This window comes from Limimaricola hongkongensis DSM 17492 (assembly GCF_000600975.2).
Classification (GTDB): Bacteria; Pseudomonadota; Alphaproteobacteria; order Rhodobacterales; family Rhodobacteraceae; genus Limimaricola; species Limimaricola hongkongensis.
The window spans coordinates 359,711-385,823 of record NZ_KK088652.1 but is presented as its reverse complement, the minus strand read 5'-3'; the positions used below and the strand labels follow the sequence as shown (position 1 = coordinate 385,823).

Genomic DNA, 26,113 nt, shown 5'->3' with positions numbered 1-26,113 from the left:
CCCATGGCATCCAAGGTCCGGCTGTTTGTAGATCACCCTCTGGCCGAAGGGCAAACCGTTCCGCTGGAGGCGGCGCAGGCGCATTACCTCTCGGGGGTGATGCGCCTGCCCGCGGGCAGCGTCATCTCCGTCTTCGACGGGCAATCGGGCGAATTCGACGCGCGTCTCGCGCAGGCGAACAAGCGCGGCGGGACATTGGAGATCGGCGCGCAGACGCGGCCGCTGCAACCGCCGCCCGATCTCTGGCTGTGCTTCGCGCCGATCAAGAAGGCGCGCACCGATTTCATCGTCGAGAAGGCCGCCGAGATGGGCGCGGCGCGGATCGTGCCTGTCCTGACCGAGTTCACCAATTCCGAACGCGTGCGGGTGGACCGGCTGCAGGCCCATGCGGTCGAGGCCGCCGAGCAATGCGGCGGCACCTATGTCCCGCAGGTGGCCGAGCCGGTGAAGCTGGCAAAGCTGCTCGATGGCTGGCCCGATGAGCGCAGCCTGATGTTCTGCGACGAGACACTGGTCGGCGAAACCGGGCGGCTGCCCGACATGCCGGGGCCTTGGGCGGTGCTGATCGGGCCCGAGGGCGGGTTCTCCGACCGCGAGCGGGGGCGGTTGCGCGGGCTGGAGCGCGCCCATCCCGTCAGCCTCGGGCCGCGGATCCTGCGCGCCGACACGGCGGCCGTCGCGGCCTTGACGCTGTGGCAGACCACGCTCGGGGACTGGCGGTGAGCCGCCCGGCCCCCGCGCGCCCGACCGTGGCCGGGTCTGCGTATTTGGGGAATAGTGAAAGGCAGGGGCATGGCTGAACTGCTGCGCCCGCAGGCGCGCGCGGCGCTGTGGCGCGGGCGCGAGGTGATCGCCGGGATCGGCGTCGCCGGGCTCGGGCTGTGGTGGGCGCTGACCAGCTTCGGCATCCTGCAATGGCTGGGCTGGGGGGCTCGCGGCGCTGGGCGCGGGGCTGGTGCTGGGCGGCGTGCAGCGCTGGCGCTTCCGGCAGGCCGGGCGCGGGCCCGGCATTCTCAGGATCGACGAGGGGCGCGTGGCCTATATGGGGCCGCTCACCGGCGGCACCGCCGATCTCGACGCGGTGCGCAGGCTCAGGCTCGACCGACGTGGCAGGCCGGCGCACTGGCTGCTGGAAACCGGCGACGAGGTGCTGGCCATCCCCGTCACCGCCGAAGGGGCGGAGGCGCTGTTCGATGCCTTCGTGGCGCTGCCGGGGCTCAAACGCGGGCGGATGATCGAGCTTCTCAACGGGGACGCTCGCGACGTCGTGACCGTCTGGACCCGGCCCGCGCGGCTCACCGTGGTGTAGACCGCCTTTGCGCCGTTCTGTGCGCCGATGCGGATCACCCCCGCGCGAAACCGCGCGCGCCCTCCATTGACTTATGCCCCCATGCGCGACACCTGTAGCCCCGCCTCGCACGATAGGAGCCAGCGCCATGTCCATCCCTCAATCCGGCGGCGGGCCGATCGAGCATCACTCCCAGCTCGCCGAATACCTCGCACAGGGCTGCAAGCCCGAAGCCGACTGGCGCATCGGGACCGAGCACGAGAAATTCGGCTATTGCCGCGACAGCCTCAAGCCGCTGCCCTATGACGGGCCGCGCTCGATCCGCGCGATGCTCGAAGGGCTGCGCGACCGCTTTGGCTGGAGCCCGGTCGAGGAGCAGGGCAAGCTGATCGGGCTGGAGCGCGACGGCGCCAACATCTCGCTGGAGCCGGGCGGACAGTTCGAATTGTCGGGCGCGCCCTTGGAGACGATCCACCAGACCTGCGACGAGGTGAACAGCCACCTCGCCGAGGTGAAGGAGATCGCCGACGAGATCGGCGTGGGCTTCATCGGGCTCGGCGCGGCACCCGAATGGTCCGAAAGCCAGATGCCGATGATGCCCAAGGGGCGCTACCGGTTGATGACCGACTACATGGACCGTGTCGGCACCCACGGGAAACAGATGATGTACCGCACCTGCACGGTGCAGGTGAATCTCGACTTCTCCTCCGAGGCCGACATGGTCAAGAAGCTGCGCGTGGCGCTGGCGCTGCAGCCGGTGGCCACCGCGCTTTTCGCCAATTCGCCCTTCTTCGACGGCAAGCCCAACGGCATGAAGTCGTGGCGTTCGCGCATCTGGCGGGGTTTGGACAATTCGCGCACCGGCATGCTGCCCTTCGCCTTCGAGGACGGCATGGGCTTCGAGCGCTATGTCGACTGGGTGCTCGATGTGCCGATGTACTTCGTCTACCGCGACGGGAAATACATCGACGCGCTGGGCCAGTCCTTCCGCGATTTCCTCAAGGGCGAGCTGCCGGCCCTGCCGGGCGAGAAGCCGACGCTCTCGGACTGGGCCGATCACCTGACCACGGTGTTCCCCGAGGCCCGGGTCAAGAAGTTCATCGAGATGCGCGGCGCCGATGGCGGCCCGTGGCGCAGGCTCTGCGCGCTGCCGGCCTTCTGGGTCGGGCTGACCTATGACCAGGGCGCGCTCGACGCGGCGTGGGACATGGTCAAGGGCTGGGACGCCGAGACCCGCGAGGCGCTGCGCGTCGCCGCCGCCGAGCAGGGGCTGCAGGGGCGGGTCGGCGATATCTCCATGCATGACCTGGCGCGCGAGGCGGTCGGGATCGCCGAGGCCGGGCTCAAGGCCCGCGCGCGCCCCGGCAATGGCGGGCTGGTGCCCGACGAGACGCATTTTCTCGCCGCGCTCAAGGAAAGCGTCGAGACCGGGCGCACCCCCGCAGACGAGCTTCTGGCCGAGTATCACGGCGATTGGGGCGGCGATCTGCGTCGGATCTACGCCGCACATTCCTACTGAGCCGAGGCTGCCGGGGGCATGACGCGCCCCCGGCGTCAGCTCAGCATCGGGAAACCATGCGAGCGGCTGCGATGCTCGATGTCGCGGCGCCGGTCGAGCAGGTCGTTATGGCGGCGGATCATGGCGGGAATCCGCGGCAGGTCGATCATCAGCCACACCACCGTCACCAGCAGCCCGACGATGGTGACCGCCAGCATCAGCATCATCGCCGCCGACCCCTTGCGCCCCATGTAGAAGCGGTGCGCGCCGAACGGGCCGAGAAACAGCGCCAGCAGCATCGCCGTCGACAGGCTCTTGGTCCCGGCGGGCGCTGTATCTGGCTGTTGCGGTGTGTCGGGCATGGTGGGGTCGATCCGCAGGCATGTTGACGCGCCACGCGGGCCGCGCGGTGCGTCGACAATCGCCGCATCGCGGCCCGGATGCAATTCACCGCCTGGAAACAGGCTATTTCGCGCCGATCTTCGGCTCCGTCCCGGCCCGAAGCCGCGCGATGTTGGCCGCGTGGCGCGCATAGAGGATGAGCGCGAGCACGATGCTCAGGATCGCGATCCGCCCGTCGCCCAGAAGCAGCGACCACAAGGGCGCGAGCCCCGCGGCAAGCAGGGCGGCGAGCGAGGAGTAGCGGAACGCGAAGGCGGCGGCGAGCCATGTCGCGCAGGCGGCGAGACCCACGGGCCAGCTCAGCGCGATCAGCAGGCCCAGATTGGTCGCCACCCCCTTGCCGCCGCGAAACCGCAGCCAGACCGGGTAGCAATGCCCGGCAAAGGCCGCGGCCCCCGCGATCTGCGCCGCGTCCTCGGCGGCGAAGATCCGCGCGAGAATGACGGCGGCGATCGCCTTGCCCGCATCGAGCAGCAGCGTCGCGACAGCCGCCGGTTTCGAGCCGGTGCGCAGCACGTTGGTCGCGCCGATATTGCCCGAGCCGATGGCGCGCACGTCGCCCAGTCCCATGGCGCGGGTGATCAATATGCCGAATGGGATGGAGCCCAGCAAATAGCCGATCACCGCCCAGAGGATCAGCAGGGCGGTCGTGGTCTCCATCAGCGGCATCAGGCGGTCTCCGTCACGCTCCGACCTGCAATCCAGGTCCCGAGGACCTTGCCCTCCAGCCGGGCCCCGTCAAAGGGGGTGTTACGCGATTTCGAGCGGAGTGTGGCCCGATCGAGCACGAAGGGCGCGTCCGGGTCGAACCAGACCAGATCGGCAGGCGCGCCCTTGGACAGCCGCCCAGTTTCAAGCCCCAGCCGCTTCGACGGGTTGAGCGACAGCGCCCGGAACAGGCCGGGCAGGTCGATCACCCCGCCATGCACCAGCCGCATCGAGGCGGGCAGCAGGGTTTCGAGCCCGACCGCGCCCGAGGCCGCCTCCTCGAAGGGCAGGCGCTTGCTCTCCTCGTCCTGCGGCGTGTGCATCGAGCACAGGATGTCGATCAGGCCGGAGGCCAGCGCCTCGCCCACGGCCTGCCGGTCCTCTTCGGACCGCAGGGGGGGCTTGAGCTTGAAGAAGCTGCGGTAGTCGGCGACGTCGAGCTCGTTCAGCGTCAGGTGATGCACCGAAACCCCCGCCGTGATGTCGAGCCCGTTGCGCTTGGCCCGCTCCAGCGCCGGCAGCGCCCGCGCGGTGGTGATCTGGTCGGCGTGGTAACGCGCGCCCGTCATCTCCAGAAGCGCGATGTCGCGGTCGAGCGCCATGCGCTCGGCCATCGGCGACACGCCCGGCAGGCCGCGCAGCGAGGCGAACTTGCCCGATGTCACGACCGCGCCCCTCGACAGGCCCGGCTCCTGCACATGCGCCATGACGAGCGCATCGAGCGAACGGGCATAGGAGAGCGCGCGGCTGAACACCTTGGTGTCGGTGGCGACCCGGTCGCAATCGGTGAAGGCGACGGCGCCGGCGTCCTTCAGAAACCCGATCTCGGTCATCTCGCGCCCGTCGCGGCCCTTGGTCAGCGCCGCCATCGGCAGCACGCGCACGGGGCTGTCCTCGCGGGCGCGGCGGACGACGAATTCCAGCGTTTCGGGCGTGTCGATGGCCGGGGTGGTGTCGGGGCGGGTGACGATGGTGGTGACGCCACCGGCGGCGGCGGCGCGCCCGGCGGAGGCAAAGCTTTCCTTGTGGCGCTCGCCCGGCTCGGAGACCTTGACCCCGAGATCGACGATGCCCGGGGCGAGGCATTTGCCCCGGCAATCGATCACCTCGGCCGCCTGCGGCAGCTCGCCGCTTTCGATCACGGCACTGACGCGACCATTCTCGATCAGCAGCGCGCCGCGTTTTTCCCCGGCCTCGGGGTCGATCAGCCGGGCATTGGTGAAAAGCGTGCTCATGCCGTCACTCCGGTCTCTTGGCGGGCGTCGCGGGCGTTGCGCGCCAGAAGGTCCATCGCCGCCATGCGCACCGCGACGCCCATTTCGACCTGCTCCTGGATCACGGAGCGGTTGATGTCGTCGGCGATGGTGCCGTCGATCTCGACGCCGCGGTTCATCGGCCCCGGATGCATCACGATGGCGTCTTCCTTGGCGTGGGCGAGCTTGGCGGCATCGAGCCCGTAGCGGTGGAAATATTCGCGCTCCGACGGGATGAAGCCGCCATCCATGCGCTCTTTCTGCAGTCGCAGCATCATCACCACGTCGACGTCGCGCAGCCCCTCTTCCATGTCGTCGAACACCTCGACGCCGAACTCGGCCACGCCCGACGGCATCAGGGTCGGCGGCGCGATCAGGCGGATGCGGTTCTCCATCTTGCCCAGGAGCATGATGTTGGAGCGCGCGACCCGGCTATGCGCGATGTCGCCGCAGATCGCGATCGACAGCCGGTGCAGCCGCCCCTTGGCACGGCGGATGGTCAGCCCGTCCAGAAGCGCCTGCGTCGGATGCTCGTGCCGCCCGTCGCCGGCGTTCAGCACCGCGCAGTTGACCTTCTGCGCGAGCAGGTCGACCGCGCCGGAATTGGGGTGGCGCACCACCAGAAGGTCGGGGCGCATCGCGTTGAGCGTCAGCGCCGTGTCGATCAGCGTCTCGCCCTTCTTCACCGAGCTGGCCTGCATCGCCATGTTCATCACGTCGGCCCCGAGCCGCTTGCCGGCGATCTCGAAGCTGGCCTGCGTGCGGGTCGAGTTCTCGAAGAACATGTTGATCTGGGTGAGCCCGGCCAGCACGTCGCGCGGGGCGCGGCCCTGCCGGTTCAGCTCGGCGTAATGCTGGGCGGTGTCGAGAAGCTCGGTGATCTCGGTGGGGTGCAGGGGCTCGATCCCGAGCAGGTGGCGGGCGCGGAAGGTCATGGGCAAGGCTCCGGGATGCTGCGCGCGCCTTATAGGGCGCGGGCGCGGTGCGGGTAAAGCCGGGCGGCCGGTCCAAAACCCTTGCAAGGGTTTTAGCGAATTCCTTGCAAGGAATTCGTCAGTCGCGCGGGGCGGCGGCCCGTCTCAGCCGGTCGTTGATCGCCCGGCCCAGACCGTGATCGGGGATCGGCGCCACCGCGATCCGGGTCGCCCCCATCGCGTCGAGCCGGTGCAGGCAGTCGAACAGCTTCGACGCCGCTTCCACCAGGTCGCCCGTGGGCGACAGGTTCAGATCCGCTCCCAGCGCGCCGAAGCCGAGATAGGTCTCGCCCGGTTCGGTCTCGGTCGCGTCGAGCCGCACGGTGCCGCGCGGCGCGTAATGCGACACGAGCTGGCCCGGCGCGCTGGGCGCGCTCGCAGGGGCCACGGGGCCCGGCGCCAAGGGCGCGCCGAGGCAGGCCTCGATCGCCTCCGCCGGCAGGCCGCCCGCGCGCAACAGCGCCGGTGTGTCGCCGCTGCAGTCGAGGATCGTCGATTCCAGCCCGACCCCACAGGCGCCGCCATCGAGCACCGCCTCGATCCGCCCCGCGAGGCCCGAAAGCACGTGCTGCACCGTTGTCGGGCTGACCCGTCCCGAGGGGTTGGCCGAAGGGGCGGCGATGGGCCGCGCCGTCTCGCGCAGCAGCGCCTGCGCGAGCGGATGGTCCGGCACCCGCACCGCCAGCGTGTCGAGCCCCGCCGTCACCAGCTTCGAGATCCCCGCATAGGGCCGGATCGGCAGCACCAGCGTCAGCGCGCCGGGCCAGAAGGTGGCGGCGAGACGGCGCGCGGTGTCGTTCATCACGCAATAGGCCTCGACCGCCTCGGCATCGGGCAGGTGCACGATCAGCGGGTTGAAGCTGGGCCGGCCCTTGGCTTCGAAGATCCGCGCCACCGCCGCGTCGTCGGTGGCGTCGCCGCCAAGGCCATAGACGGTTTCCGTGGGAAAGGAGACGAGCCCGCCCCGGCGCAGCATTTCGGCGGCGCGCCTGAGGCCGGTCTCGTCGGGATCGAGGTGTCGGGTCATGACGTGGCGTCCGGGCTTGCGAGATCGGGGGTCGGTGGATCAGGCTGCGGATGCAGCGGCGTCCGACCCCCGGAATGCCATGCGCCGGAGGAGACCCGCAATGCCCTTTCACGCCCCTGTCGAGGATTTTCGGTTCATTCTGGACAAGGTGATCGGGTTTTCCGACATCGCCGCGACCGGGCGCCACGCCGAGATGACCCCCGATGTCACGGATGCGATCCTGACCGAGGCGGGGCGGATGTGCGACGAGATCATCGCCCCGCTCAACCGCGCGGGCGACCTGACGCCGGCCCGGCTCGACAACGGCGTGGTGCGCACCTCGCCGGGCTATGCGGGCGGCTACCGCGCCATCGCGCAGGGCGGCTGGGTCGGCATGGCGGCGGGGCCGGATCACGGCGGCATGGGGCTGCCGATGGCGCTCGTCACCTGCGTCAACGAAATGATGGGCGGGGCCTGCCTCGCGCTGCAGCTCAACCCTTTGATGACACAGGCCGAGATCGAGGCGCTGGAGGCGCATGCCAGCCCCGATCTGCAGGCGCTCTATCTGCCCAAGCTGATCTCGGGCGAATGGTGCGGCACGATGAACCTGACCGAGCCGCAGGCCGGGTCGGATGTCGGCGCGCTCAAGGCCCGCGCCGAGCCCGCCGGCGACGGCACCTACCGGATCAGCGGCCAGAAGATCTATATCACCTGGGCCGACAATGATTTCTCGGACAACGTGGTGCACATGGTGCTGGCGCGGCTGCCCGACGCGGTGGAGGGCACCAAGGGGATCAGCCTGTTCCTCGTGCCGAAATACATCCCCGACGCCGACGGCAAGCCGGGCGAGACAAACTCCCTGCGCGTGGTCAGCCTCGAGCACAAGCTCGGCATCCACGGCTCGCCCACCGCGGTGATGGACTATGACGGGGCCACCGGCTGGCTCGTGGGGGAGCCGCATGCCGGGATGGCGGCGATGTTCACCATGATGAACACCGCCCGGCTCGGCGTGGGCAGCCAGGCGGTGGGCGTGGCCGAGGCGGCGACGCAGGCGGCGCTGGCCTATGCCAAGGAGCGCCGGCAGGGCCGCGCGGGCGGCTCGGGCGCGATCGTCGAACATGCGGATGTGCGCGCCATGCTGGCCCGGATGCGGGCCGAGACCTTTGCCGCCCGCGCCATCACGCTGGCCTGCGCCCGCGCGATCGACATGGGCCGCGAGGGCCACGCCGCCGAGCAGGCGCGCGCGGCGCTGCTGACGCCGATCGCCAAGACCTTCGGCACCGAAACGGGTATCAACGTCGCCGATCTGGGCATCCAGGTGCATGGTGGCATGGGCTTCATCGAGGAGACGGGTGCGGCGCAATTCCTGCGCGACGCCCGGATCACCGCGATCTACGAGGGCACCAACGGCATCCAGGCGATGGATCTGGTGGGGCGCAAGATGATGGATGGCGGCGAGGCGGCCTTTGCGCTGATCGACGAGATCGAGGCGGGGGCGGAGGCCGCGCGCGCCGAGGCGCCCGAGCTTGCCGGGCCGGTCTGGCAGGCCGCCGAATCGATGCGCGAGGCGACCGAGCGGCTCGTCGCCCAGCCGGTGACCGAACGCTTCGCGGGCGCGATGCCCTATCTGCGGGCCTTTGCGCGGCTTCTGGGCGCGCATTACCACCTGCGCGCGGCGCGGGCGGGCGATGGCCGCCGCCGCCGGCTTGCCGCCTTCTACATCCAGCGGATGCTGCCCGAGCAGGCGGCGCATCTGGCGGCGCTCAGGGCCGGGCCGGAGCCGGTGATGGCGCTCGATGCCGAGGATCTCGCGCCCTGACCGGCTGGACGCGGGGCCACGGCTGCGCCATCACATGACCATGACACAAAAGCTGCGCGTCCCGGATCACCCCTTTCCCGAACCGCCCGCACCCGGCACCGCGACCGAGGTCGCGCCCGGCGTGCTGTGGATGCAGCTGCCGCTACTATGGGCGCTCAACCACGTGAACGTCTATGCGCTCGACGATGGCGATGGCTGGACGGTGATCGACACCGGGCTCGACACCACGAAGATCCGCGAGGTCTGGGAGACGCTTCTGGCGGGCCCCCTGGGGGGGCGACCGCTGCGCCGCGTGGTGGTCACGCATCACCATCCCGATCATGTCGGTCTCGCGGGGTGGCTTTGCGCGAAGACCGGCGCCGGGCTGGTCATGCCGCGCACCGGCTACCTTCTGTCGCGGATGCTGCGGGCCGAGGAGCAGAGCCTGCCGCCGCGCGCGGTGGTGGAATTCTACAGGCGGGCGGGCATGGATCCCGAGCTTCTGGCGCAGCGCCGCACCGAGCGGCCCTTCAACTTCACCGATTGGGTCGCGCCGCTGCCGCTCGATTACGGGCGCATCCGCGAAGGCGACCGGGTCCGCATGGGCGGGCGCGACTGGATCGTGCGCATGGGCGAGGGGCACGCCGCCGAACACGCAACCTTCTGGCAGGAGGGCGGCGATCTGGTGATCGGCGGCGACCAGCTTCTGCCCGGCATCAGCCCCAATCTCGGCGTGCAGCCGACCGAGCCCGAGAACGACCCCGTCACCGACTGGATCGCGTCGTGCGAGCGGCTGGCCGCCTTCGCCCGGTCTGAGCAGCTCGTATTGCCCGGTCACAAGAAGCCCTATCACGGCCTGCCCGAACGGCTGGACCAGATGGCGCGCGGCCATCACGAGGCGCTCGATCGGCTTGAAAAACATCTCGCCGTGCCGCGGACGGGGGGCGATTGCTTCGCGCCGCTGTTCCGCCGCTCGGTGACGCGCGACAGCTATGGGCTCGCGCTGGCCGAGGCGCTGGGCCATCTCAACGCGCTGGTGGCGCAGGGACGGGCGATCCGCGAGATGGGCGATGACGGGGCGTGGCGCTGGAGGGCGGCGTGATCGAGGTCTTTGACGAAAGCTTCGCGCTCGCCCGCGCCTTCACCATCAGCCGCGGCTCCCGCGCGGCGGCGCAGGTGATCGCCGTGCGGATCAGCCGGGGCGGCCATGTGGGGCGCGGCGAATGCGTGCCCTATGCGCGCTATGGCGAAAGCCTCGCTGTGGTGCGCGCGCAGACCGAAGCCCTGCCCGAAGGCATCACGCGGGCCGAGCTGCAGGCGGCGCTGCCGCCGGGGGCGGCGCGCAACGCCGTCGATTGCGCGCTGTGGGATCTCGAGGCCAAGCAGGCGGGCGTGCCGGTCTGGCGGCTGGCCGGGCTCGACGCGCCGAAACCGCTGGTCACCGCCTACACGCTGTCGCTCGACGCGCCCGAGGCGATGGAGGCGCGTGCGCGCGAGGAGGCGCATCGCCCGTTGCTCAAGATCAAGCTCGGCACGCCCGACGACATGGCGCGGCTCGAGGCGGTGCGGCGCGGCGCGCCGGAAGCCACGATCATCGTCGATGCCAACGAGGGCTGGAATGCGGCGATCTATGCCGATCTCGCGCCGCATCTGGTGCGGCTCGGCGTGGCATTGGTCGAGCAGCCGCTGCCGGCGGGCGAGGACGACGCATTGATCGGTCTCGACCGGCCGGTGCCGGTCTGCGCGGATGAAAGCTGCCATGACCGCGCCTCGCTGCCCGGTCTCGCGGGCAAATACGACATGGCCAACATCAAGCTCGACAAGACCGGCGGTCTGACCGAGGCCCTCGCGCTGCGCGATGCGGCGCGGGCGGCGGGGTTCGACGTCATGGTCGGCTGCATGGTCGGCTCCTCGCTCGCCATGGCGCCGGCGCATCTGGTGGGGCAGGGCGCGAAGATCGTCGATCTCGACGGGCCGCTCCTGCTGGCCGAGGACCGCGATCCGCCGATGCGGCATGACGCGCGGGGGCTGCACCCGGCCGATCCGGCGCTCTGGGGCTGATCCCTCTGGCATCGCGCCTGTCCCTGCGGCAGAAGGGGCCCGACAGCCAACAGGAGAGCGCCATGACCCGCACCGTCTATGTCAACGGGGACTACCTGCCCGAGCACGAGGCCAAGGTCTCGGTCTTTGATCGCGGCTTCCTCATGGCCGACGGCGTCTACGAGGTCACGAGCGTGCTCGGCGGCAAGCTGATCGATTTCGAGGGCCACGCCAAGCGGCTGGAGCGCAGCCTGCACGAGCTGCAGATCCGCAAGCCGATGGAGGACGCGGCACTCCTCGAGATCCACCGCGAGCTGGTGGCCCGCAACGAGATCGAGGACGGGATGATCTATCTTCAGGTCACCCGCGGCGCGCCGGGCGACCGCGACTTCGCCTTTCCGCCCGCCGAGACCGAGCCGACGGTGGTGCTGTTCACGCAGGCCAAGCCCGGCCTCGCCGAGAGCCCGGCCGCGAAGACCGGCATCCGGATCATCTCGATCCCCGACATCCGCTGGGGCCGGCGCGACATCAAGACGGTGCAGCTTCTCTATCCGTCGATGGGCAAGATGATGGCCAAGGCGGCGGGCGTCGACGACGCGTGGATGGTCGAGGACGACCACGTCACCGAGGGCACCTCGAACAACGCCTATATCGTCAAGGGCAACACCATCGTCACCCGGCATCTCGGGACCGAGATCCTGCACGGCATCACCCGCGCCGCGGTGCTGCGCTTCGCGCAGGAGGCGCAGATGAAGGTCGAGGAGCGCGCCTTCACCATCGAGGAGGCCAAGCAGGCCGACGAGGCCTTCATCACCTCGGCCTCGACCTTCGTGATGCCGGTGGTGGAGATCGACGGCATGACATTGGGCGACGGCGCGCCCGGCCCGGTGGCCAGCCGCCTGCGCGAGATCTATATAGAGGAAAGCCGCCGCGCCGCGCTCTGACACCGGAAGGGATCGCCATGGACCACCCGTTGATCGACCTGATCGGACAGGCCATCGCCAAGGCCGAGAAGGAGGGCGCCTTCAAGGACCTGCCCGGCACGGGCAAGCCGATCCCCGATCTGCACGCGCCCGGCGACGCGGTGCTCGATCGCTTGATGCGCGAATCGGGCGCCAAGCCGCAGGCGGTCACGCTGAAGGCACAGATCGCGGAGTCCAAGGCCCGGCTGGCAAAGCTGACCGGCGAGGAGGCGCGGCGCGAAGAGATGCGCGTCCTCGCCGATCTGGAACTGCGGCTGTCGCTCGAGATGGAGGCGATGCGCCGCTACGGCTGATCTCAGCCCTCGCTCGCCTCGTGTTTCTGCGCCGCGTCGAAGGCGGCGCGCGTGGCCTCGGTGGCCTCGGTCTGGTGGGTGTCGCGCCACTGGTCGTAGGGCATGCCGTAATAGGCTTCGCGCGCCTCGTCCTTGGTCATTTCAAGGCCCCTCTCGGCGGCCGCCTCCTGCGTCCAGCGCGCGAGACAATTGCGGCAGAACCCGGCGAGGTTCATCAGGTCGATGTTCTGCACGTCGGGGCGGTCTTCCATCAGGTGCTTTTGCAGCCTGCGGAACGCCGCCGCCTCGATCTCGGTGCGGGTCGCGGCGTCGATCTCGTCCATCCTGCTCATCATCCGTCTCCTTACAGCTTCGACTCGGCAAGTATGTCGCGCAGCGCCGGTGCCAAGCGGTCGGCCCATGCGGCCTGCCCGGCCGCGTCCTCGATCAGGTCGTTGCGCACCTCGATCAGCACGTTCGGGCGGCCATGGGCGAGCGCGTGGCGGTCGATGGAATCGCCGGGCAGGTGGCCCGAATAGGGCTGGTTGTCGCCGACCGTCAGGTCGCCCTCCTCGCGCAGCCGCGCGATCAGCCGGTGCGCCAGCCGCGAATCCAGGTGGCTGTGCAGCACGCCGACCTGCCATGGCCGGGGCGGGCGGCCCCGAAGCTGCGGGGTGTAGCTGTGGATCGCCACCACCACCGTGTCGTCGCGCCGCGCCGCGAGATCGGCATAGGCCGCGTGATAGGGCCGGTGCAGCCGCGCCAGCCGCGCTTCGGTTTCCTCGGGGCCGGCATGGCGGTTGCCGGGGATGACCGAGCCGTCATAGAGCTTCATCAGCAGGGTGGGGTCGTCCTCGCCCCGGTTCGGGTCGACCACGAGGCGCGAGAATTTCGACAGGATCGCGGGCGCGTCGAGCCGTTCGGCCAGCGCCTGCGCCAGCCCGGCGGCCCCGACATCCCAGGCGATGTGGCGCGCCATGTCCGAGGCGGGCAGGCCGAGCGCGCCGCCCGAGACCCAGTCGGGCACGTGGTTGCTGGCATGGTCGCAGGTGACGAGCCAGCGGGAGCGGCGCTCCTCGCCGGTGATGCGGTAGGCTTCCGAAGTCATGTGTGCTGCTGCTCTCCCCAACGGTTCGATAACTTGTCTCAAGGGCAGTTGTGACGTAGCCCGTTTTCGGCAATAACGGCGCCCGAGCGGCGCTGGTAGCGGTAACGGAGCCGCATGCCCGCCCGAACTTATCGCGTCCATGGGGCCAGTCGAGAGGATCCACCTGATGAAGCGCCATCGCAATGTCAAAATCGTCGCCACGCTGGGGCCAGCGTCGAGCACCTACGAGGTGATCCGTGCCCTGGTCGAGGCCGGGGCGGACGTGTTCCGTCTCAACATGAGCCACGGCGCGCATGACGAGATCCGCGCCCGCCACGCCATCATCCGGCAGGTCGAGGAGGATCTCGACACGCCGATCGGCATTCTCGCCGACCTTCAGGGGCCCAAGCTGCGCGTCGGCGCCTTCGCCAATGGCGAGGAGGAGCTGGTCGCCGGTGCCGATTTCCGGCTCGATCTCGACGAGGCGGATGGCGACGCGACCCGCGTGCGCCTGCCGCACAAGGAGATCTTCGACGCGCTGGAGCCCGGCGCTTCGCTTTTGGTCAATGACGGCAAGATCCGCCTGCGGGTGAAGGATTGCGGTGCCGATTACGCCGATTGCGAAGTGGTCGTCGGCGGCACCATCTCCAACCGCAAGGGCGTGAACGTGCCCGACGTGGTGCTGCCGCTGGCGGCGCTGTCGGAAAAGGACCGCAAGGATCTCGAATTCGTCTGCGAGCTGGGCGTCGACTGGCTGGCGCTTTCCTTCGTGCAGCGCCCCGCCGATGTCGAGGAGGCGCGCAAGCTGTGCAAGGGCCGCGCCGCGATCCTGTCGAAGATCGAGAAACCCGCCGCCGTGAAGGCCTTCGACGAGATTCTCGCGGTCTCCGACGGCATCATGGTCGCGCGCGGCGATCTGGGCGTCGAGCTGCCCGTGCAGAACGTGCCGCCGATCCAGAAGCGGCTGGTGCGCCGCTGCCGCGCCGCCGCCAAGCCGGTGATCGTCGCGACCCAGATGCTCGAATCGATGATCGAGAGCCCGATGCCGACCCGCGCCGAGGTGTCGGACGTCGCCACCGCGATCTACGAGGGCGCCGACGCGATCATGCTGTCGGCCGAATCGGCCGCCGGGCAGTACCCGATCGAGGCGGTCGCCACGATGGACAACGTCGCCCACGAGGTCGAGACAGACGGCACCTATCGCGAGATCATCGAAAGCTCGCGCAAGGTGGCGCACAACTCGGTCGCCGACGGCATCGTCGCCGCGGCGCGCGAGATCGCCGAGACCACCAACGTCAAGGCGATCTGCTGCTTCTCGCAGTCGGGCACCACGGCGTCGCTGGTGGCGCGCGAGCGGCCCCGCGTGCCGATCCTCGCGCTGACCTCGATCCGCGGCACGGCGCGCCGGCTGTGCCTGACCTGGGGCACCAACTGCGTCGTGACCGGCGAGGTGGACCGCTTCAAGATGGCCGTGGTCAACGCCGCGCGCGCCGCGCGCGAGCAGGGGCTCGCCACCGAGGCCGACATGATCGTGGTCACCGCGGGCGTGCCGTTCAACACGCCGGGCACCACCAACATCCTGCGTGTCGCGCCTTGCGACGAGCGGCTGATCTTCTCGGCCGACAACGAATGAGGGCGGGGGGCGCAAGGCCCCCTTGCCATGCCCTCGCGCGCCGCTTATACGGCGCGCTCACCCCGCGCGTCCGGCCTCCTTGGCATGCCGAGGCACGCGGTCCCACCACCGTTCCGGAAGGGAGATGGAAATGCCCAAGATGAAGACGAAATCGAGCTGCAAGAAGCGGTTCAAGGTGACGGCCTCGGGCCGGATCAAGGCCGGCCAGGCGGGCAAGCGCCACGGCATGATCAAGCGCACCACCAAGTTCATCCGTGACGCCCGCGGCACCACGGTTCTGTCGAAGGCTGATGAGCAGATCATCAAGCCGATGATGCCCTACGCGCGCTAAGGAGGTCAGGACATGAGCCGCACCAAAGGTGGTACCGTCACCCATCGTCGTCACAAGAAGATCCTCGACCAGGCGAAAGGCTATTACGATCGCCGCTCGACGACCTTCAAGGTCGCCAAGCAGGCCGTCGACAAGGCCAACCAGTACGCGACCCGCGACCGCAAAAACCGCAAGCGCAACTTCCGCGCCCTGTGGATCCAGCGGATCAACGCCGGCGTCCGCGCGCATGACGAGCAGATGACCTATTCGCGCTTCATCAACGGCCTGTCGCTGGCCGGGATCGAGGTGGACCGCAAGGTTCTCGCCGATCTCGCGGTGCACGAGCCCGAGGCGTTCGGCGCGATCGTCGACAAGGCGCGCGCCGCTCTGGCCTGAGGCCAAGCGACAGACTGAATGGAAGCCGCGCCGCCCCCGTGAAGGGCCGCGCGGCTTCTTGCGTTTCGGGGCGGGGCTGCTAGTGCGGACCGATGGAAAAGGGTGACGACATGGACGATCTTCGGGACAGGTATCTGGGGCTGATCGCCGAGGCCGGCGACGAGGCCGGAATCGAGGATCTGCGCGTGCGCGCGCTGGGCAAGAAGGGCGAGATTTCCGGCCTGATGAAGACGCTGGGCGGCATGACGCCCGAGGAGCGTCAGGAAAAGGGCCCCAAGCTCAACGCGCTGAAATCCGAGATCGCGGACGCGCTCTCGGCGCGCAAGGCCTCGCTGGCCGATGCCGCGCTCGAAGAGCGGCTGAAGACCGAATGGCTCGACGTGACGCTGCCCACGCGGCCTGCGCGCCAGGGCACGATCCATCCGATCAGCCAGGTGACCGAAGAGGTCACGGCGATCTTCGCCGACATGGGCTTCGCGGTGGCCGAAGGCCCGCAGATCGAAAGCGACTGGTACAATTTCGACGCGCTGAACATCCCCGGCCACCACCCGGCCCGCGCCGAGATGGACACCTTCTACACCCACCGCGCGGCAGGCGACGACCGGCCCCCGCACGTGCTGCGCACCCACACCTCGCCGGTGCAGATCCGGTCGATGGAGCAGAATGGCGCGCCGATCCGCATCATCTGCCCGGGCCGCGTCTACCGCGCCGATTACGACCAGACCCACACCCCGATGTTCCATCAGGTCGAAGGCCTCGCCATCGGCACCGACATCACCATGGCGAACCTGAAATGGGTGCTGGAGGAGTTCCTTTCGGCCTTCTTCGGCAAGCCGGTGAAGACCCGCTTCCGCGCCTCGCATTTCCCCTTCACCGAGCCCTCGGCCGAGGTCGACATCCAGTGCTCGTGGGAAGACGGCACCGTGAAGGTGGGCGAGGGCGACGACTGGCTCGAAGTGCTCGGCTCGGGCATGGTGCACCCCAAGGTGCTCAAGAACGCCGGGATCGACCCGGAGAAGTATCAGGGCTTCGCGTTTGGTTTGGGCATCGACCGTCTGGCGATGCTGAAATACGGCATCCCGGACCTGCGCGCCTTCTTCGAGAGCGACCTGCGCTGGCTGAAGCATTACGGCTTCGCGGCGTTGGATGTGCCGACGCTGCGAGAGTGAATGCTAAATGGCGGCAAGCATTAGCGCATGTGAGAATGTATGCCAAGATTTTGGTTGGATATCAAAAATAGTGCCCATCATGGGCGATGTTGGTTCGTTCGCTGCCGGTATTGGTTTAATAATTGCTTTTATCCAATTGAGCAGATGGAGGCATGAGGCGCAATCTCGGAAAAGAGCTGAAGTGGCTGAAGAATGCTTGGTTGCCGTAAGGGGTGTCGACTATGCACTTAATAGTATTCGTCATCCCGTGCGGAGATTGGTTGAAGTAGAGCGTCTGACATCAGATTTAGTGTTTAAAGATTCGCTGAAAAAGATGGCCGATGCTGAGGGCGTGTTTCAAAAGTTGAAATCTGCGCAAGTCCGGTGTGATATTCACTTTGGAGATGCTGTCGTAACTAGCTCAATCAAAGAGCTGTTTTTTATACGAGCAAATATCATAAACGCGCTGCAAAAGTTGATCGAATTGTCAAAGGCGACTGCTAGTGTGCAAGACGAGCAGGCGGTAGAGCTGACTTCTATCGCATTTTCGTCCGCTGGGGGTGAGGATGAAATTTCTAAAAAGCAGAGCGAAGCTGTGGATGGAATTTTCAAGGTCTTGCTACCAATAGCGCAGCTAGAGAAAAGTGGAATAGTATAATGAAATTCACCCTCTCCTGGCTCAAGGACCATCTCGACACCACGGCGACCGTGGACGAGATCGCCGAGGCGCTGACCGATCTCGGGCTCGAGGTCGAAGGCATCGAAAATCCTGCCGCAGCACTCAAGAACTTCGTGCTCGGCAAGGTCGTCGCCGCCGAAAAGCACCCCGACGCCGACAAGCTGCAAATCTGCCGCGTCGAGCTGCCCGGCGGCGAGGACCAGATCATCTGCGGTGCCCCCAACGCGCGGCAGGGCATCACCGTCGTCGTCGCACGGCCCGGCACCTATGTCCCCGGCCCCGACTTCACCATCGGCGTCGGCAAGATCCGCGGCGTCGAGAGCCATGGCATGATGTGCTCCGAGCGCGAGCTGGGGCTTGGCGATGCGCATGAAGGCATCATCGAGCTGCCCTCGGGCGAGGTCGGGCAAAGCTTTGCCGACTGGCTGGCCGAGAACGATCCCGCCAAGGTCGACCCGGTGATCGAGATCGCGATCACGCCGAACCGCGGCGACGCGCTCGGCATTCGCGGCATCGCGCGCGACCTGTCGGCGCGCGGCGTCGGTACGCTGAAACCGCTGGCCGTGAATTCGGTGCAGGGCGGCTATGACAGCCCCATCGGCGTCGAGATCGCGCCCGACACCCGCGATGGCTGCCCGATCTTCGCGGGCCGCCTCATCCGCGGCGTGAAGAACGGCCCCTCGCCGGACTGGCTGCAGGACCGGCTGCGCGCCATCGGCCTGCGCCCGATCAGCTTTCTCGTCGATGTGACCAACTACGTCACCTACGACCTGAACCGCCCGCTGCATGTCTTCGACGCCGACAAGGTGGCGGGGAACCTGCGGGTGCACCGGGCGGCGGGCGGCGAAAGCTTTGCCGCGCTCGATGACAAGGAATATGCGCTCGAAAAGGGGATGATCGTCATCTCCGACGACAATGGCGTCGAAAGCCTCGCGGGCATCATGGGCGGGCTCGACACCGGTGTCACCGAGGAGACCACCAACGTCTTCGTCGAAAGCGCGCTGTGGAACCCGGTGCAGATCGCGCTGGCGGGCCGGGCGCTGCGCATCCATTCGGATGCGCGCCAGCGGTTCGAGCGCGGCATCGACACCGATTTCGTCACCACCGGCCTGCAGATCGCGGTGCGGATGATCGTCGATCACGCGGGCGGCGATGCCTCGAAGATGGTGATCGCCGGCGCCACCCCCGACAATTCCCGCGCCTATCGCCACGACCCCAAGCGCGTGACCAAGCTCGTCGGCATGGACATCCCCGCCAAGCAGCAGCGCGAGACGCTCGACCGGCTCGGCTTCCGGCTCGACGGCGACATGGCGCATGTGCCGGCGTGGCGCTCGGACATCATGGGCGAGGCGGATCTGGTGGAGGAGGTCGCGCGCGTGGCCTCCCTGTCCAAGCTCAAGGGCGTGCCGCTGCCGCGCCCCGAAGGCGTGGCCAAGCCGGTGCTGACCCCGATGCAGGCGCGGCTGTCCAAGGCGCGGCGCACGACCGCGGCGCTCGGCTACGACGAATGCGTCACCTACAGCTTCATCGACGCCGAGGCGGCGGCGCTGTTCGGCGGCGGCTCGGACGCGACGCGGCTCGAAAACCCGATCTCGTCCGAGATGAGCCACATGCGCCCCGACCTGCTGCCCGGCCTGCTGCGCGCCGCCGCGCGCAACCAGGCGCGCGGGGCCGGCGATCTGGCGCTGTTCGAGGCGGGCCACGTGTTCTTCGGCGGCGAGCCGGGCGAACAGCGGCTGGCGGTGGCCGGTCTGTTGACCGGCAAGACCGGGCCCAAGGACGTGCATGGCGCGTCGCGCCCGGTCGATCTGTTCGACGCCAAGGCCGATGCCGAAGCCGTGCTGGCCTCGATGGGCGCGCCCGCCAAGGTGCAGATCCTGCGCGGTGGCGAAGGCTGGTGGCATCCGGGCCGGCACGGGCGGATCTGCCTCGGGCCCAAGAAGGTGCTCGGCGTGTTCGGTGAGCTGCACCCCAAGGTGCTCTCGGCGCTCGACGTGAAGGGGCCTGCGGTCGCCTTCGTGCTGTTCCCCGAGGAGGTGCCGCTGCCGCGTCAGAACGGTGCGGCGCGCGCCGCCTTCACGCCGCCCTCGCTGCAACCGGTGGAGCGCGATTTCGCCTTCGTGGTCGACGCGAAGGTCGAGGCGCTGACGCTGGTGAACGCGGCGCAGGGCGCGGACAAGGCGCTGATTTCGGATGTGCGGGTGTTCGACCAGTTCCAGGGCGGCTCCTTGGGCGAAGGCCGCAAATCGGTGGCGATCACGGTGCGGCTGCAGCCCGTCGACAAGACGCTCACCGAAAAGGAGATCGAGGCCGTCGGCGCCAAGATCGTCGACAAGGTGGCCAAGGCCACGGGCGGCGAACTGCGCGGCTGATCGCGCCGGTCATGACGGGACAGGGGGCGGGCCATGCGTGGCCCGCCCCTTTTTCGTGGCCTGCGCGCCGCGCCGCGCCCGTCATTGTGCCCGCGCGGCTGCGCCCGGCCCGCGCGCCGCGCTAGGTGTGGGGCAAACCCATTCAGGAGACCCCGATGATCAAGGAATTCCGCAACTTCATCGCCAAGGGCAACGTCATGGACCTCGCGGTCGGCATCATCATCGGCGCCGCCTTCACCGCCATCGTCCAGAGCCTCGTGCATGATCTCATCAACCCGGTGATCGGGCTGATCCTGGGCGGCATCGATTTCACCTCGATGTATGTCGTGCTGTCGGGCGAGGTGGCGCCGGGCACCTCGCTCGAGGCGGCGCGCGAGAGCGGGGCCGCGATCTTCGCCTATGGCGCCTTTCTCACCGCCTGCATCAATTTCCTGATCATCGCATGGGTGGTGTTCCTGCTGGTCAAGGGCGTGAACCGGATCAAGGACGCGGCGGTGCAGCGCGGCGAGCCGGTGCCGAACGCCCCGAAGGGCCCGACGCAGGAGCAGCTGCTGACCGATATCCGCGACCTGCTGAAAGGCCGCGAGGTCTGAAGCGCGGCGCATGTCATGTGCGGGAATGACGAATTCACCGGAGCGAGGTGCGCCCTTACGTGTGGTGCATCTTCATTCCAGGGACGATCACAGATGACCATCCTGCATATCGACAGCTCCATCCTCGGCGCGAATTCGGTGTCGCGCGACCTGACCGCGGCCATCGTGGCCGAACTGACCGCGCAAGGCGACGCGCAGGTGCTGCGCCGCGACCTCGCCGACCCAAAGAGCGAGGCCGCCTTCGACGGCGACCCGGTCGACCAGCTCATGTCCGCCGACACGCTGGTGATCGGCGCGCCGATGTACAACTTCGCGATCCCGCACCAGCTCAAGGCGTGGATCGACAGCATCGCCGTGGCCGGCAAGACGTTCCACTACACCGCCGAAGGCCCGAAGGGGCTCGCGGGTGGGCGCCGGGCCATCGTGGTCTATGCCTCGGGCGGGGTGCATGACGGCACGACCGATTTCGTCGAACCCTACCTGCGGCAGGTGCTGGGCTTCATCGGCATCACCGATGTGACGGTGCTCCGGGTCGAGGGCGTGGCCTTGTCGCCCGAGGCGCGCGCCAAGGCGATCGAGGAGGCCCGCGCCAAGGTGCCGAGCCTCGTCGCCAAGGCCGCCTGATCCATCACCTTACGGACAAAAGAAAACGGCCGGCGCCATGCGCCGGCCGTTCTCGTTTTCGGCGGGCCTGTCAGCCGCGCAGCGCGTCCTGCGCCGAGATCGCCGCGCGACCCAGCCCCTCGCCGACGGCGAGGTTGGTGATCCGCCCTTGATGCACGTTGAGGCCTTCGGCCAGATGCGCGTCGTCGAGACAGGCCTGCTTCCAGCCCTTGCCCGCGATGGCGAGCACGAAGGGCATGGTCGCGTTGCCAAGCGCCAGCGTCGAGGTGCGGGCCACCGCGCCGGGCATGTTGGCCACGCAGTAATGCATGATGCCGTCGACCTCGTAGATCGGGTCCTCGTGGGTGGTCGCCTTCGAGGTTTCGAAGCAGCCGCCCTGGTCGATCGCCACGTCGACGATGGCCGCGCCCGGTTTCATGGTCGAAAGCTGCTCGCGCGTGACCAGCTTGGGGGCCGCGGCGCCGGGCACCAGCACCGCGCCGATCACCATGTCGGCCTGCGTGACGGCCTCGGCGGTGGCGCCGGCAGAGGCGTAGAGCGTGCGGAAGCTGCCGCCGAACACGTCGTCGAGATAGCGCATCCGCGGCAGCGACTTGTCGAGCACGGTGACGCGCGCGCCCATCCCGGCGGCGATCCGCGCGGCATGGGTGCCGACCACGCCGCCGCCGATGACGACGACATTGGCCGGGTTCACGCCGGGCACGCCGCCCATCAGCACGCCGCGGCCGCCATTGGCCTTCTGCAGCGTCCACGCGCCCATCTGCGGCGCGAGACGGCCCGCGACCTCGGACATCGGCGCCAGCAGCGGCAGGCCACCGGCGCGGTCGGTCACGGTTTCATAGGCGATGCAGGTCGCGCCGGAATTCACCAGATCCTCGGTCTGCGCCGGATCGGGGGCGAGGTGGAGGTAGGTGAACAGGATCTGCCCTTCGCGCAGCATCTTGCGCTCGACGGCCTGCGGCTCCTTCACCTTCACGATCATCTCGGCGCTGGCGAAGATTTCCTCGGCGGTGTCGGCGATGGCCGCGCCGGCGGCGCGGTAATCGTCATCGGTGAAGCCCGCGCCGAGACCGGCGCCGGACTGCATGGTGACGCTGTGGCCGTGGCCCACCGCTTCGCGGGCGGCGTTGGGGGTGAGACCGACGCGGAATTCCTGCGGCTTGATCTCAGTGGGGCAACCGATGTGCATGGGGGATCCTCCTTGTTTCCTCCATGCTGGCAACAGCGGCTTGCAATTGCTGACGAGATCATGGCCCCATATGGGCAATTCGTCGCAGGAATTTGCGTCTAACTCCAGAAATGCAGAAGGATCGTGCATGACCGAGATCGACCGCATCGACCGGGCCATTCTCGCGGCGTTGCAGGCCGACGGGCGGCTGTCGAACGCGCAGCTGTCGGAGAAGGTGAACCTGTCGCCATCGGCCTGCCATCGCCGGGTCAGGGCGTTGGAGCAGGTGGGGCTGATCCGGGGCTATGTCGCGCTGTTGAACCCGCGCGGGGTCGGGCGACCGGTGACGGTGTTCGTGGAAATCACCCTGTCGGGGCAGGCCGACGAGCTGCTCGATGCGTTCGAGGCGGCGGTGGCGCGGATACCGGACGTGCTGGAATGCCACCTGATGGCGGGCACGGCGGATTACCTGCTCAAGGTGGTGGCGCGCGACAGCGAGGATTTCGCGCAGATCCATCGCCGCCATCTCGCGCGGCTGCCCGGGGTGCAGACCATGCAGTCGAGCTTTGCGCTGCGCACGGTGCGTCACACCACGGCGCTGCCGATATGAGTCGCGCCGCCCCCCTTGCGGGAGGCGGCGCAACCGACGCAGCAGCATCCGTGGTCGATCAGGCGGCCATCTTGGTGCCGCGGATCGGGTAATCGTTCTCGCGGATGAAGTTCAGCCCGTTCAGCAGCCCTTCGAGGTCGGGGCGCGAGAAGGGGGCATTCGAGATGTCCGCGATGTGGACCGTGCCTCTTTCATTGATTACGAAGACGGCCGGTTCGGCGAAGGGGCGGTCGGTTTCCTGCGGCGAACGCGGCTCGGACACATACAGACCCAGCTCCAGCATCTGCGGCACGCTCAGATCGTAGGCCACCGGGGCGGAGGTGCCGGTCTCTTCGGCAAAGGCCTTGGCCTTGTGCTCGGGATCGCCCGAGACGAGCACCACGTCGATGCCGCTGTCGTGGTACTTCGACAAAAGCCCTTCGAGGCCCTCGACATATTTGTGGCAGATCGGGCAGTGCTTGCCGCGATAGACCACGACCATCTGCCAGTCGCGCCCCTCGAGCGGCTTGCCCAAGGTGATTTCGCCGCCACCGAGACGGGGCAGGGTGATCTCGGGAAGGGTGGCGTCGGGGGTCGGTTTGCCGGTCATGAAGCCTCCTTGGCGATATGGATTCACCCCACAACGCCCCATCCGCCATTGAGGTCGGCGCGATCACGCGAAGGCGACCTTGCGTGATCGCACGCTTCGGGCGGGCGTGCCGTCTGCCTCGTGACCCCCGCGCGCCTCTGGCACTTTGAATCCCGCGCGCCTCTGGCGCGACTTCAACGCGGGCGCAGGTCCGGTACGACGATCTCGACCACCTGCCGTGCGAACCCGGCCATGCCGCCGGGGCCGGAGGCGCGGTCCTTGAGGTGGATGGTGATGTCGGGCCGCCGTGCGGCGATCACGCCGACCAGCTCGCCGCGCAGCTGATCGTCGAGCCCGGCGCCGATCACCACGCAGGCGATCGCGGGCTCGGTGTCGAGCTGGCGGATGACCTCGGCGCGGTCATGCGCCCCCAGCCATTCGACCGGCAGATCCCCGAGCGCGCGGGCCACGGTCTCGACCACGCCGGGCAGCCGCCCGACGAGCAGGATAACGGGTTTCATCGCTCCCTCCATGCCATGAGGGGGCCAGTCTAGCGCGGTTTGGCATCGCGGTGGGGATCGGGCAAGAAAAAACCCCCGGAGCCGTCGCCTCGGGGGTTTCGTCGTTCGAAGGTGTCGCTTGATCTCAGAGGAGACCTTCGCGCTGGGCCTTCTTGCGGGCGAGTTTGCGCTGACGCCGGATGGCCTCGGCCTTCTCGCGCGCTTTCTTCTCGGAGGGCTTCTCGAAATGCTGCTTGAGCTTCATCTCGCGGAACACACCCTCGCGCTGCAACTTCTTCTTCAGAGCCCGGAGGGCCTGATCGACGTTGTTGTCACGAACGCTGACCTGCATGTGGTTTTCACCACCTTTCTAAGCTGGAGTTTCAAGATTGCAGGAAGCGGCCATATAGCAAAGCCCCGCCCGGTTGTCTAGGCTGGTGGCAAAGGGAGAGACGCATGACCAACCCCTATGTAGACGATCCGAAATCCCCGCCCGCCGAGGATCCGCAGATCGGCGCGCTGCTCGATGCGATTCTGCCGCATGTGGCGTTCGACGGCTGGTCCGATGCCGCGTTTCACGCCGCGATCCGCGATTCCGGCGTGACCGAGACCGAGGCGCGCGCGCTGTGCCCACGGGGCGCGATCGATCTCGCCGTGGCGCAGCACGACCGCGGCGACGCCGAGATGATGGCGGCGGTGCGCGCCGCCGATCTGGGCGAGATGCGCTACCGCGACCGCGTGGCTTTCGCGCTGCGCGCCCGGATCGAGGCGGTGCCCGACCAGGAGGCGCTGCGCCGCGCCACCACGCTGTTCGCGCTGCCGACCCATGCCGCCGAGGGCGCGCGGCTGTTGTGGCGCACCGCCGATTCGGTCTGGACCGCTCTGGGCGACAGCTCCGACGACGTGAACTGGTACACCAAGCGCGCGACCCTGTCGGGCGTCTGGGCCTCCGTGGTGCTCTATTGGCTCGGCGATGACAGCCTCGACCATCAGGCGACGTGGTCCTTCATCGACCGCCGCATCGACGACGTGATGCGCATCGAAAAGGCCAAGGCCAGCGCCAACAATTCAGTCCTGCTCAAACCGGTGACGGGGGCGTTGTCGTTCCTGCTGTCGGGCATGCACGCGCCGAACCGCAAGCCCCCCATGGATCTTCCCGGACATTGGAGCCCCCGCCGATGAACATGCGCGCCGTCGAGATCACCCGCCCCGGCGGGCCCGAAGTCCTGCGCGAAACGACCCGCCCGCGCCCCGCGCCCGGATCGGGTGAACTGCTGATCGACGTGGCCTTCGCGGGCGTGAACCGCCCCGATGCGCTGCAACGCGCGGGGGCCTATGCGCCGCCTCCCGATGCCTCCGACCTGCCGGGGCTGGAGGTGTCGGGCCATGTCGCGGCGCTGGGCGCGGGCGTCACCGGCTGGTCGGTGGGCGACGCGGTCTGCGCGCTGACCCCCGGCGGCGGCTATGCCGGGGCGGTCGCCACCCCGGCGGCGCATTGCCTGCCGGTGCCGCGAGGCATGGGGCTGAAAGAGGCCGCCTGCCTGCCGGAGACCTTCTTCACCGTCTGGTCCAACCTGTTCATGCGCGGTGGGCTGAAGGGGGGCGAACGGTTCTTGGTGCATGGCGGCTCGTCCGGCATCGGCACCACGGCGATCCAGCTGGCCCGCCATTTTGGCGCGCGGGTCTTTGCCACCGCCGGTTCGGCCGAAAAATGCGCCGCCTGCGAAGGGCTCGGCGCCGCGCGGGCGATCAACTACCGCGACGAGGATTTCGTCGAGGTGCTGCGGGCCGAGGGCGGGGCCGATGTGATCCTCGACATGGTCGGCGGCGATTACGTCGCGCGCAATCTCAAGGCGCTCGCCGATGACGGGCGGCTGGTGCAGATCGCCTTTTTGCAGGGGCCGAAGATGGAGCTGAACCTCGCGCCGCTGATGATGCGGCGGCTGACGCTGACCGGATCGACGCTGCGCCCGCAATCGGTGGCCGCCAAGGCCGCGATCGCCGCCGAGCTGCGCGCGCATGTCTGGCCGCTGCTCGAGGCCGGGCGGATCGCGCCGGTGATGGACAGCACCTTTCCGCTGGCCGAGGCGGCGGCGGCGCATGCGCGCATGGAAAGCTCCGAGCACATCGGTAAGATCGTGCTGGAGGTCGGCTAGGACGGGGGCGTCGATGCGGGCCTCATCCTGCTTGACGTGCGCGTAAC

Annotated in this window: 30 protein-coding genes; 19 read left to right on the top strand and 11 right to left on the bottom strand. The window is 68.5% G+C overall.

Annotated elements, in window-relative coordinates:
- Positions 1 to 3: 3 nt before the first annotated feature.
- From LOKHON_RS10220 to LOKHON_RS10210, 3 genes are all read left to right on the top strand, one after another.
- Complete coding sequence (locus LOKHON_RS10220; protein WP_017929557.1) at positions 4 to 723, top strand: 16S rRNA (uracil(1498)-N(3))-methyltransferase; 720 nt, start codon at positions 4 to 6, stop codon at positions 721 to 723.
- Positions 724 to 967: 244 nt separating this feature from the next.
- Positions 968 to 1,309, top strand: coding sequence for a hypothetical protein (locus tag LOKHON_RS10215; RefSeq protein ID WP_245631454.1), 342 nt, complete (start codon positions 968 to 970; stop codon positions 1,307 to 1,309).
- A 127-nt stretch (positions 1,310 to 1,436) separates the two neighbouring features.
- Positions 1,437 to 2,807, top strand: coding sequence for a glutamate--cysteine ligase (locus LOKHON_RS10210; protein ID WP_017929555.1), 1,371 nt, complete (start codon positions 1,437 to 1,439; stop codon positions 2,805 to 2,807).
- 35 nt (positions 2,808 to 2,842) lie between these two features.
- Here the strand turns inward: LOKHON_RS10210 and LOKHON_RS10205 are convergent, their stop codons facing one another.
- The 5 genes from LOKHON_RS10205 to LOKHON_RS10185 form a co-directional block, all read right to left on the bottom strand.
- Entirely contained in the window at positions 2,843 to 3,148 is a 306-nt protein-coding gene (locus tag LOKHON_RS10205) for a TM2 domain-containing protein (protein ID WP_064483979.1), read from the bottom strand.
- 103 nt (positions 3,149 to 3,251) lie between these two features.
- Positions 3,252 to 3,857 (bottom strand): glycerol-3-phosphate 1-O-acyltransferase PlsY, encoded by a 606-nt coding sequence (gene plsY / locus LOKHON_RS10200; RefSeq protein ID WP_017929553.1) that lies wholly within the window; start codon positions 3,855 to 3,857, stop codon positions 3,252 to 3,254.
- Positions 3,857 to 5,131, bottom strand: coding sequence for a dihydroorotase (gene pyrC / locus LOKHON_RS10195; protein ID WP_017929552.1), 1,275 nt, complete (start codon positions 5,129 to 5,131; stop codon positions 3,857 to 3,859). The genes plsY and pyrC overlap by 1 nt, the downstream gene beginning before the upstream one ends.
- On the bottom strand, positions 5,128 to 6,084 hold the full coding sequence (locus tag LOKHON_RS10190; RefSeq protein ID WP_017929551.1) for an aspartate carbamoyltransferase catalytic subunit: 957 nt from the start codon (positions 6,082 to 6,084) through the stop codon (positions 5,128 to 5,130). The genes pyrC and LOKHON_RS10190 overlap by 4 nt, the downstream gene beginning before the upstream one ends.
- Positions 6,085 to 6,202: 118 nt before the next feature.
- Positions 6,203 to 7,150 (bottom strand): L-threonylcarbamoyladenylate synthase, encoded by a 948-nt coding sequence (locus LOKHON_RS10185; RefSeq protein WP_017929550.1) that lies wholly within the window; start codon positions 7,148 to 7,150, stop codon positions 6,203 to 6,205.
- A gap of 100 nt (positions 7,151 to 7,250) precedes the next feature.
- Between LOKHON_RS10185 and LOKHON_RS10180 the strand changes: the two genes are divergently transcribed.
- The 5 genes from LOKHON_RS10180 to LOKHON_RS10160 all read left to right on the top strand — a co-directional run bounded on the left by LOKHON_RS10180 (position 7,251) and on the right by LOKHON_RS10160 (position 12,243).
- Positions 7,251 to 8,948: an acyl-CoA dehydrogenase gene (locus LOKHON_RS10180; protein WP_017929549.1), complete on the top strand. Its 1,698-nt coding sequence runs from the start codon at positions 7,251 to 7,253 to the stop codon at positions 8,946 to 8,948.
- Positions 8,949 to 8,988: 40 nt separating this feature from the next.
- On the top strand, positions 8,989 to 10,029 hold the full coding sequence (locus LOKHON_RS10175; protein WP_017929548.1) for an MBL fold metallo-hydrolase: 1,041 nt from the start codon (positions 8,989 to 8,991) through the stop codon (positions 10,027 to 10,029).
- Positions 10,008 to 10,988, top strand: a complete 981-nt coding sequence (gene dgcA, locus LOKHON_RS10170) for an N-acetyl-D-Glu racemase DgcA (RefSeq protein WP_017929547.1) — start codon at positions 10,008 to 10,010, stop codon at positions 10,986 to 10,988. The genes LOKHON_RS10175 and dgcA overlap by 22 nt, the downstream gene beginning before the upstream one ends.
- A 62-nt stretch (positions 10,989 to 11,050) precedes the next feature.
- A complete protein-coding gene (locus LOKHON_RS10165) occupies positions 11,051 to 11,911 on the top strand; it encodes a D-amino-acid transaminase (RefSeq protein WP_017929546.1) in 861 nt (286 codons plus the stop codon).
- Positions 11,912 to 11,928: 17 nt separating this feature from the next.
- Positions 11,929 to 12,243 (top strand): DnaJ family domain-containing protein, encoded by a 315-nt coding sequence (locus LOKHON_RS10160; protein ID WP_017929545.1) that lies wholly within the window; start codon positions 11,929 to 11,931, stop codon positions 12,241 to 12,243.
- Between the two features lie 2 nt (positions 12,244 to 12,245).
- On the opposite strand, the gene LOKHON_RS10155 is transcribed toward LOKHON_RS10160, so the two are convergent.
- Together LOKHON_RS10155 and LOKHON_RS10150 are read right to left on the bottom strand one after the other, a co-directional pair.
- Positions 12,246 to 12,578 (bottom strand): DUF1244 domain-containing protein, encoded by a 333-nt coding sequence (locus LOKHON_RS10155; RefSeq protein WP_017929544.1) that lies wholly within the window; start codon positions 12,576 to 12,578, stop codon positions 12,246 to 12,248.
- An 8-nt stretch (positions 12,579 to 12,586) separates the two neighbouring features.
- Entirely contained in the window at positions 12,587 to 13,330 is a 744-nt protein-coding gene (locus LOKHON_RS10150) for an N-formylglutamate amidohydrolase (RefSeq protein ID WP_017929543.1), read from the bottom strand.
- Positions 13,331 to 13,496: 166 nt separating this feature from the next.
- Here LOKHON_RS10150 and pyk point away from each other — a divergent pair, with 166 nt between their 5' ends.
- The 8 genes from pyk to LOKHON_RS10115 all read left to right on the top strand — a co-directional run bounded on the left by pyk (position 13,497) and on the right by LOKHON_RS10115 (position 21,064).
- On the top strand, positions 13,497 to 14,942 hold the full coding sequence (gene pyk / locus LOKHON_RS10145; protein ID WP_017929542.1) for a pyruvate kinase: 1,446 nt from the start codon (positions 13,497 to 13,499) through the stop codon (positions 14,940 to 14,942).
- 130 nt (positions 14,943 to 15,072) lie between these two features.
- A complete protein-coding gene (gene rpmI / locus LOKHON_RS10140; RefSeq protein ID WP_017929541.1) occupies positions 15,073 to 15,273 on the top strand; it encodes a 50S ribosomal protein L35 in 201 nt (66 codons plus the stop codon).
- A 12-nt stretch (positions 15,274 to 15,285) separates the two neighbouring features.
- Positions 15,286 to 15,648: a 50S ribosomal protein L20 gene (gene rplT, locus LOKHON_RS10135; RefSeq protein WP_017929540.1), complete on the top strand. Its 363-nt coding sequence runs from the start codon at positions 15,286 to 15,288 to the stop codon at positions 15,646 to 15,648.
- A gap of 110 nt (positions 15,649 to 15,758) precedes the next feature.
- The gene (gene pheS, locus LOKHON_RS10130; RefSeq protein WP_017929539.1) at positions 15,759 to 16,817 is read left to right on the top strand and encodes a phenylalanine--tRNA ligase subunit alpha; all 1,059 of its coding nucleotides are present in this window, start codon (positions 15,759 to 15,761) and stop codon (positions 16,815 to 16,817) included.
- A 7-nt stretch (positions 16,818 to 16,824) separates the two neighbouring features.
- Entirely contained in the window at positions 16,825 to 17,454 is a 630-nt protein-coding gene (locus LOKHON_RS16175) for a hypothetical protein (protein WP_162561786.1), read from the top strand.
- The gene (gene pheT / locus LOKHON_RS10125; protein ID WP_017929538.1) at positions 17,454 to 19,847 is read left to right on the top strand and encodes a phenylalanine--tRNA ligase subunit beta; all 2,394 of its coding nucleotides are present in this window, start codon (positions 17,454 to 17,456) and stop codon (positions 19,845 to 19,847) included. The genes LOKHON_RS16175 and pheT overlap by 1 nt, the downstream gene beginning before the upstream one ends.
- Before the next feature lie 155 nt (positions 19,848 to 20,002).
- Complete coding sequence (mscL, locus tag LOKHON_RS10120) at positions 20,003 to 20,440, top strand: large conductance mechanosensitive channel protein MscL (RefSeq protein WP_017929537.1); 438 nt, start codon at positions 20,003 to 20,005, stop codon at positions 20,438 to 20,440.
- Between the two features lie 93 nt (positions 20,441 to 20,533).
- Positions 20,534 to 21,064, top strand: coding sequence for an FMN-dependent NADH-azoreductase (locus tag LOKHON_RS10115; protein WP_017929536.1), 531 nt, complete (start codon positions 20,534 to 20,536; stop codon positions 21,062 to 21,064).
- Positions 21,065 to 21,134: 70 nt separating this feature from the next.
- Here LOKHON_RS10115 and ald read toward each other — a convergent pair whose 3' ends face one another.
- Positions 21,135 to 22,253 carry an alanine dehydrogenase gene (gene ald / locus LOKHON_RS10110; RefSeq protein WP_017929535.1) on the bottom strand — a complete coding sequence of 373 codons (1,119 nt, stop codon included), beginning with the start codon at positions 22,251 to 22,253 and terminating at the stop codon, positions 21,135 to 21,137.
- Between the two features lie 127 nt (positions 22,254 to 22,380).
- Here ald and LOKHON_RS10105 point away from each other — a divergent pair, with 127 nt between their 5' ends.
- A complete protein-coding gene (locus tag LOKHON_RS10105; protein WP_017929534.1) occupies positions 22,381 to 22,842 on the top strand; it encodes an Lrp/AsnC family transcriptional regulator in 462 nt (153 codons plus the stop codon).
- Between the two features lie 58 nt (positions 22,843 to 22,900).
- Here LOKHON_RS10105 and LOKHON_RS10100 read toward each other — a convergent pair whose 3' ends face one another.
- The 3 genes from LOKHON_RS10100 to rpsU form a co-directional block, all read right to left on the bottom strand.
- Positions 22,901 to 23,431: a peroxiredoxin-like family protein gene (locus LOKHON_RS10100; protein WP_017929533.1), complete on the bottom strand. Its 531-nt coding sequence runs from the start codon at positions 23,429 to 23,431 to the stop codon at positions 22,901 to 22,903.
- Between the two features lie 173 nt (positions 23,432 to 23,604).
- Entirely contained in the window at positions 23,605 to 23,931 is a 327-nt protein-coding gene (locus LOKHON_RS10095; RefSeq protein ID WP_017929532.1) for a hypothetical protein, read from the bottom strand.
- 124 nt (positions 23,932 to 24,055) lie between these two features.
- Positions 24,056 to 24,262: a 30S ribosomal protein S21 gene (gene rpsU / locus LOKHON_RS10090; protein WP_007255353.1), complete on the bottom strand. Its 207-nt coding sequence runs from the start codon at positions 24,260 to 24,262 to the stop codon at positions 24,056 to 24,058.
- Between the two features lie 104 nt (positions 24,263 to 24,366).
- Between rpsU and LOKHON_RS10085 the strand changes: the two genes are divergently transcribed.
- On the top strand, positions 24,367 to 25,092 hold the full coding sequence (locus tag LOKHON_RS10085; RefSeq protein ID WP_017929531.1) for a COQ9 family protein: 726 nt from the start codon (positions 24,367 to 24,369) through the stop codon (positions 25,090 to 25,092).
- Positions 25,089 to 26,066 (top strand): NAD(P)H-quinone oxidoreductase, encoded by a 978-nt coding sequence (locus tag LOKHON_RS10080; RefSeq protein ID WP_017929530.1) that lies wholly within the window; start codon positions 25,089 to 25,091, stop codon positions 26,064 to 26,066. The genes LOKHON_RS10085 and LOKHON_RS10080 overlap by 4 nt, the downstream gene beginning before the upstream one ends.
- Positions 26,067 to 26,113: the final 47 nt, after the last annotated feature.

What these genes read in the sequence shown, in the direction of transcription:
- pheS (WP_017929539.1), top strand. Translation starts at nt 15,759, where the DNA reads ATGGACGATCTTCGGGACAGGTATCTGGGGCTGATCGCCGAGGCCGGC.
- LOKHON_RS10190 (WP_017929551.1), bottom strand. Translation starts at nt 6,084, where the DNA reads ATGACCTTCCGCGCCCGCCACCTGCTCGGGATCGAGCCCCTGCACCCC.
- pyrC (WP_017929552.1), bottom strand. Translation starts at nt 5,131, where the DNA reads ATGAGCACGCTTTTCACCAATGCCCGGCTGATCGACCCCGAGGCCGGG.
- rpmI (WP_017929541.1), top strand. Translation starts at nt 15,073, where the DNA reads ATGCCCAAGATGAAGACGAAATCGAGCTGCAAGAAGCGGTTCAAGGTG.
- rplT (WP_017929540.1), top strand. Translation starts at nt 15,286, where the DNA reads ATGAGCCGCACCAAAGGTGGTACCGTCACCCATCGTCGTCACAAGAAG.
- plsY (WP_017929553.1), bottom strand. Translation starts at nt 3,857, where the DNA reads ATGCCGCTGATGGAGACCACGACCGCCCTGCTGATCCTCTGGGCGGTG.
- LOKHON_RS10085 (WP_017929531.1), top strand. Translation starts at nt 24,367, where the DNA reads ATGACCAACCCCTATGTAGACGATCCGAAATCCCCGCCCGCCGAGGAT.
- LOKHON_RS10175 (WP_017929548.1), top strand. Translation starts at nt 8,989, where the DNA reads ATGACACAAAAGCTGCGCGTCCCGGATCACCCCTTTCCCGAACCGCCC.
- LOKHON_RS10115 (WP_017929536.1), top strand. Translation starts at nt 20,534, where the DNA reads ATGACCATCCTGCATATCGACAGCTCCATCCTCGGCGCGAATTCGGTG.
- LOKHON_RS10220 (WP_017929557.1), top strand. Translation starts at nt 4, where the DNA reads ATGGCATCCAAGGTCCGGCTGTTTGTAGATCACCCTCTGGCCGAAGGG.
- LOKHON_RS10080 (WP_017929530.1), top strand. Translation starts at nt 25,089, where the DNA reads ATGAACATGCGCGCCGTCGAGATCACCCGCCCCGGCGGGCCCGAAGTC.
- pheT (WP_017929538.1), top strand. Translation starts at nt 17,454, where the DNA reads ATGAAATTCACCCTCTCCTGGCTCAAGGACCATCTCGACACCACGGCG.
- LOKHON_RS10160 (WP_017929545.1), top strand. Translation starts at nt 11,929, where the DNA reads ATGGACCACCCGTTGATCGACCTGATCGGACAGGCCATCGCCAAGGCC.
- ald (WP_017929535.1), bottom strand. Translation starts at nt 22,253, where the DNA reads ATGCACATCGGTTGCCCCACTGAGATCAAGCCGCAGGAATTCCGCGTC.
- mscL (WP_017929537.1), top strand. Translation starts at nt 20,003, where the DNA reads ATGATCAAGGAATTCCGCAACTTCATCGCCAAGGGCAACGTCATGGAC.
- LOKHON_RS10150 (WP_017929543.1), bottom strand. Translation starts at nt 13,330, where the DNA reads ATGACTTCGGAAGCCTACCGCATCACCGGCGAGGAGCGCCGCTCCCGC.
- pyk (WP_017929542.1), top strand. Translation starts at nt 13,497, where the DNA reads ATGAAGCGCCATCGCAATGTCAAAATCGTCGCCACGCTGGGGCCAGCG.
- LOKHON_RS10210 (WP_017929555.1), top strand. Translation starts at nt 1,437, where the DNA reads ATGTCCATCCCTCAATCCGGCGGCGGGCCGATCGAGCATCACTCCCAG.
- LOKHON_RS10105 (WP_017929534.1), top strand. Translation starts at nt 22,381, where the DNA reads ATGACCGAGATCGACCGCATCGACCGGGCCATTCTCGCGGCGTTGCAG.
- LOKHON_RS10095 (WP_017929532.1), bottom strand. Translation starts at nt 23,931, where the DNA reads ATGAAACCCGTTATCCTGCTCGTCGGGCGGCTGCCCGGCGTGGTCGAG.
- LOKHON_RS16175 (WP_162561786.1), top strand. Translation starts at nt 16,825, where the DNA reads ATGGCGGCAAGCATTAGCGCATGTGAGAATGTATGCCAAGATTTTGGT.
- LOKHON_RS10100 (WP_017929533.1), bottom strand. Translation starts at nt 23,431, where the DNA reads ATGACCGGCAAACCGACCCCCGACGCCACCCTTCCCGAGATCACCCTG.
- LOKHON_RS10205 (WP_064483979.1), bottom strand. Translation starts at nt 3,148, where the DNA reads ATGCCCGACACACCGCAACAGCCAGATACAGCGCCCGCCGGGACCAAG.
- LOKHON_RS10165 (WP_017929546.1), top strand. Translation starts at nt 11,051, where the DNA reads ATGACCCGCACCGTCTATGTCAACGGGGACTACCTGCCCGAGCACGAG.
- LOKHON_RS10155 (WP_017929544.1), bottom strand. Translation starts at nt 12,578, where the DNA reads ATGATGAGCAGGATGGACGAGATCGACGCCGCGACCCGCACCGAGATC.
- LOKHON_RS10185 (WP_017929550.1), bottom strand. Translation starts at nt 7,150, where the DNA reads ATGACCCGACACCTCGATCCCGACGAGACCGGCCTCAGGCGCGCCGCC.
- LOKHON_RS10180 (WP_017929549.1), top strand. Translation starts at nt 7,251, where the DNA reads ATGCCCTTTCACGCCCCTGTCGAGGATTTTCGGTTCATTCTGGACAAG.
- rpsU (WP_007255353.1), bottom strand. Translation starts at nt 24,262, where the DNA reads ATGCAGGTCAGCGTTCGTGACAACAACGTCGATCAGGCCCTCCGGGCT.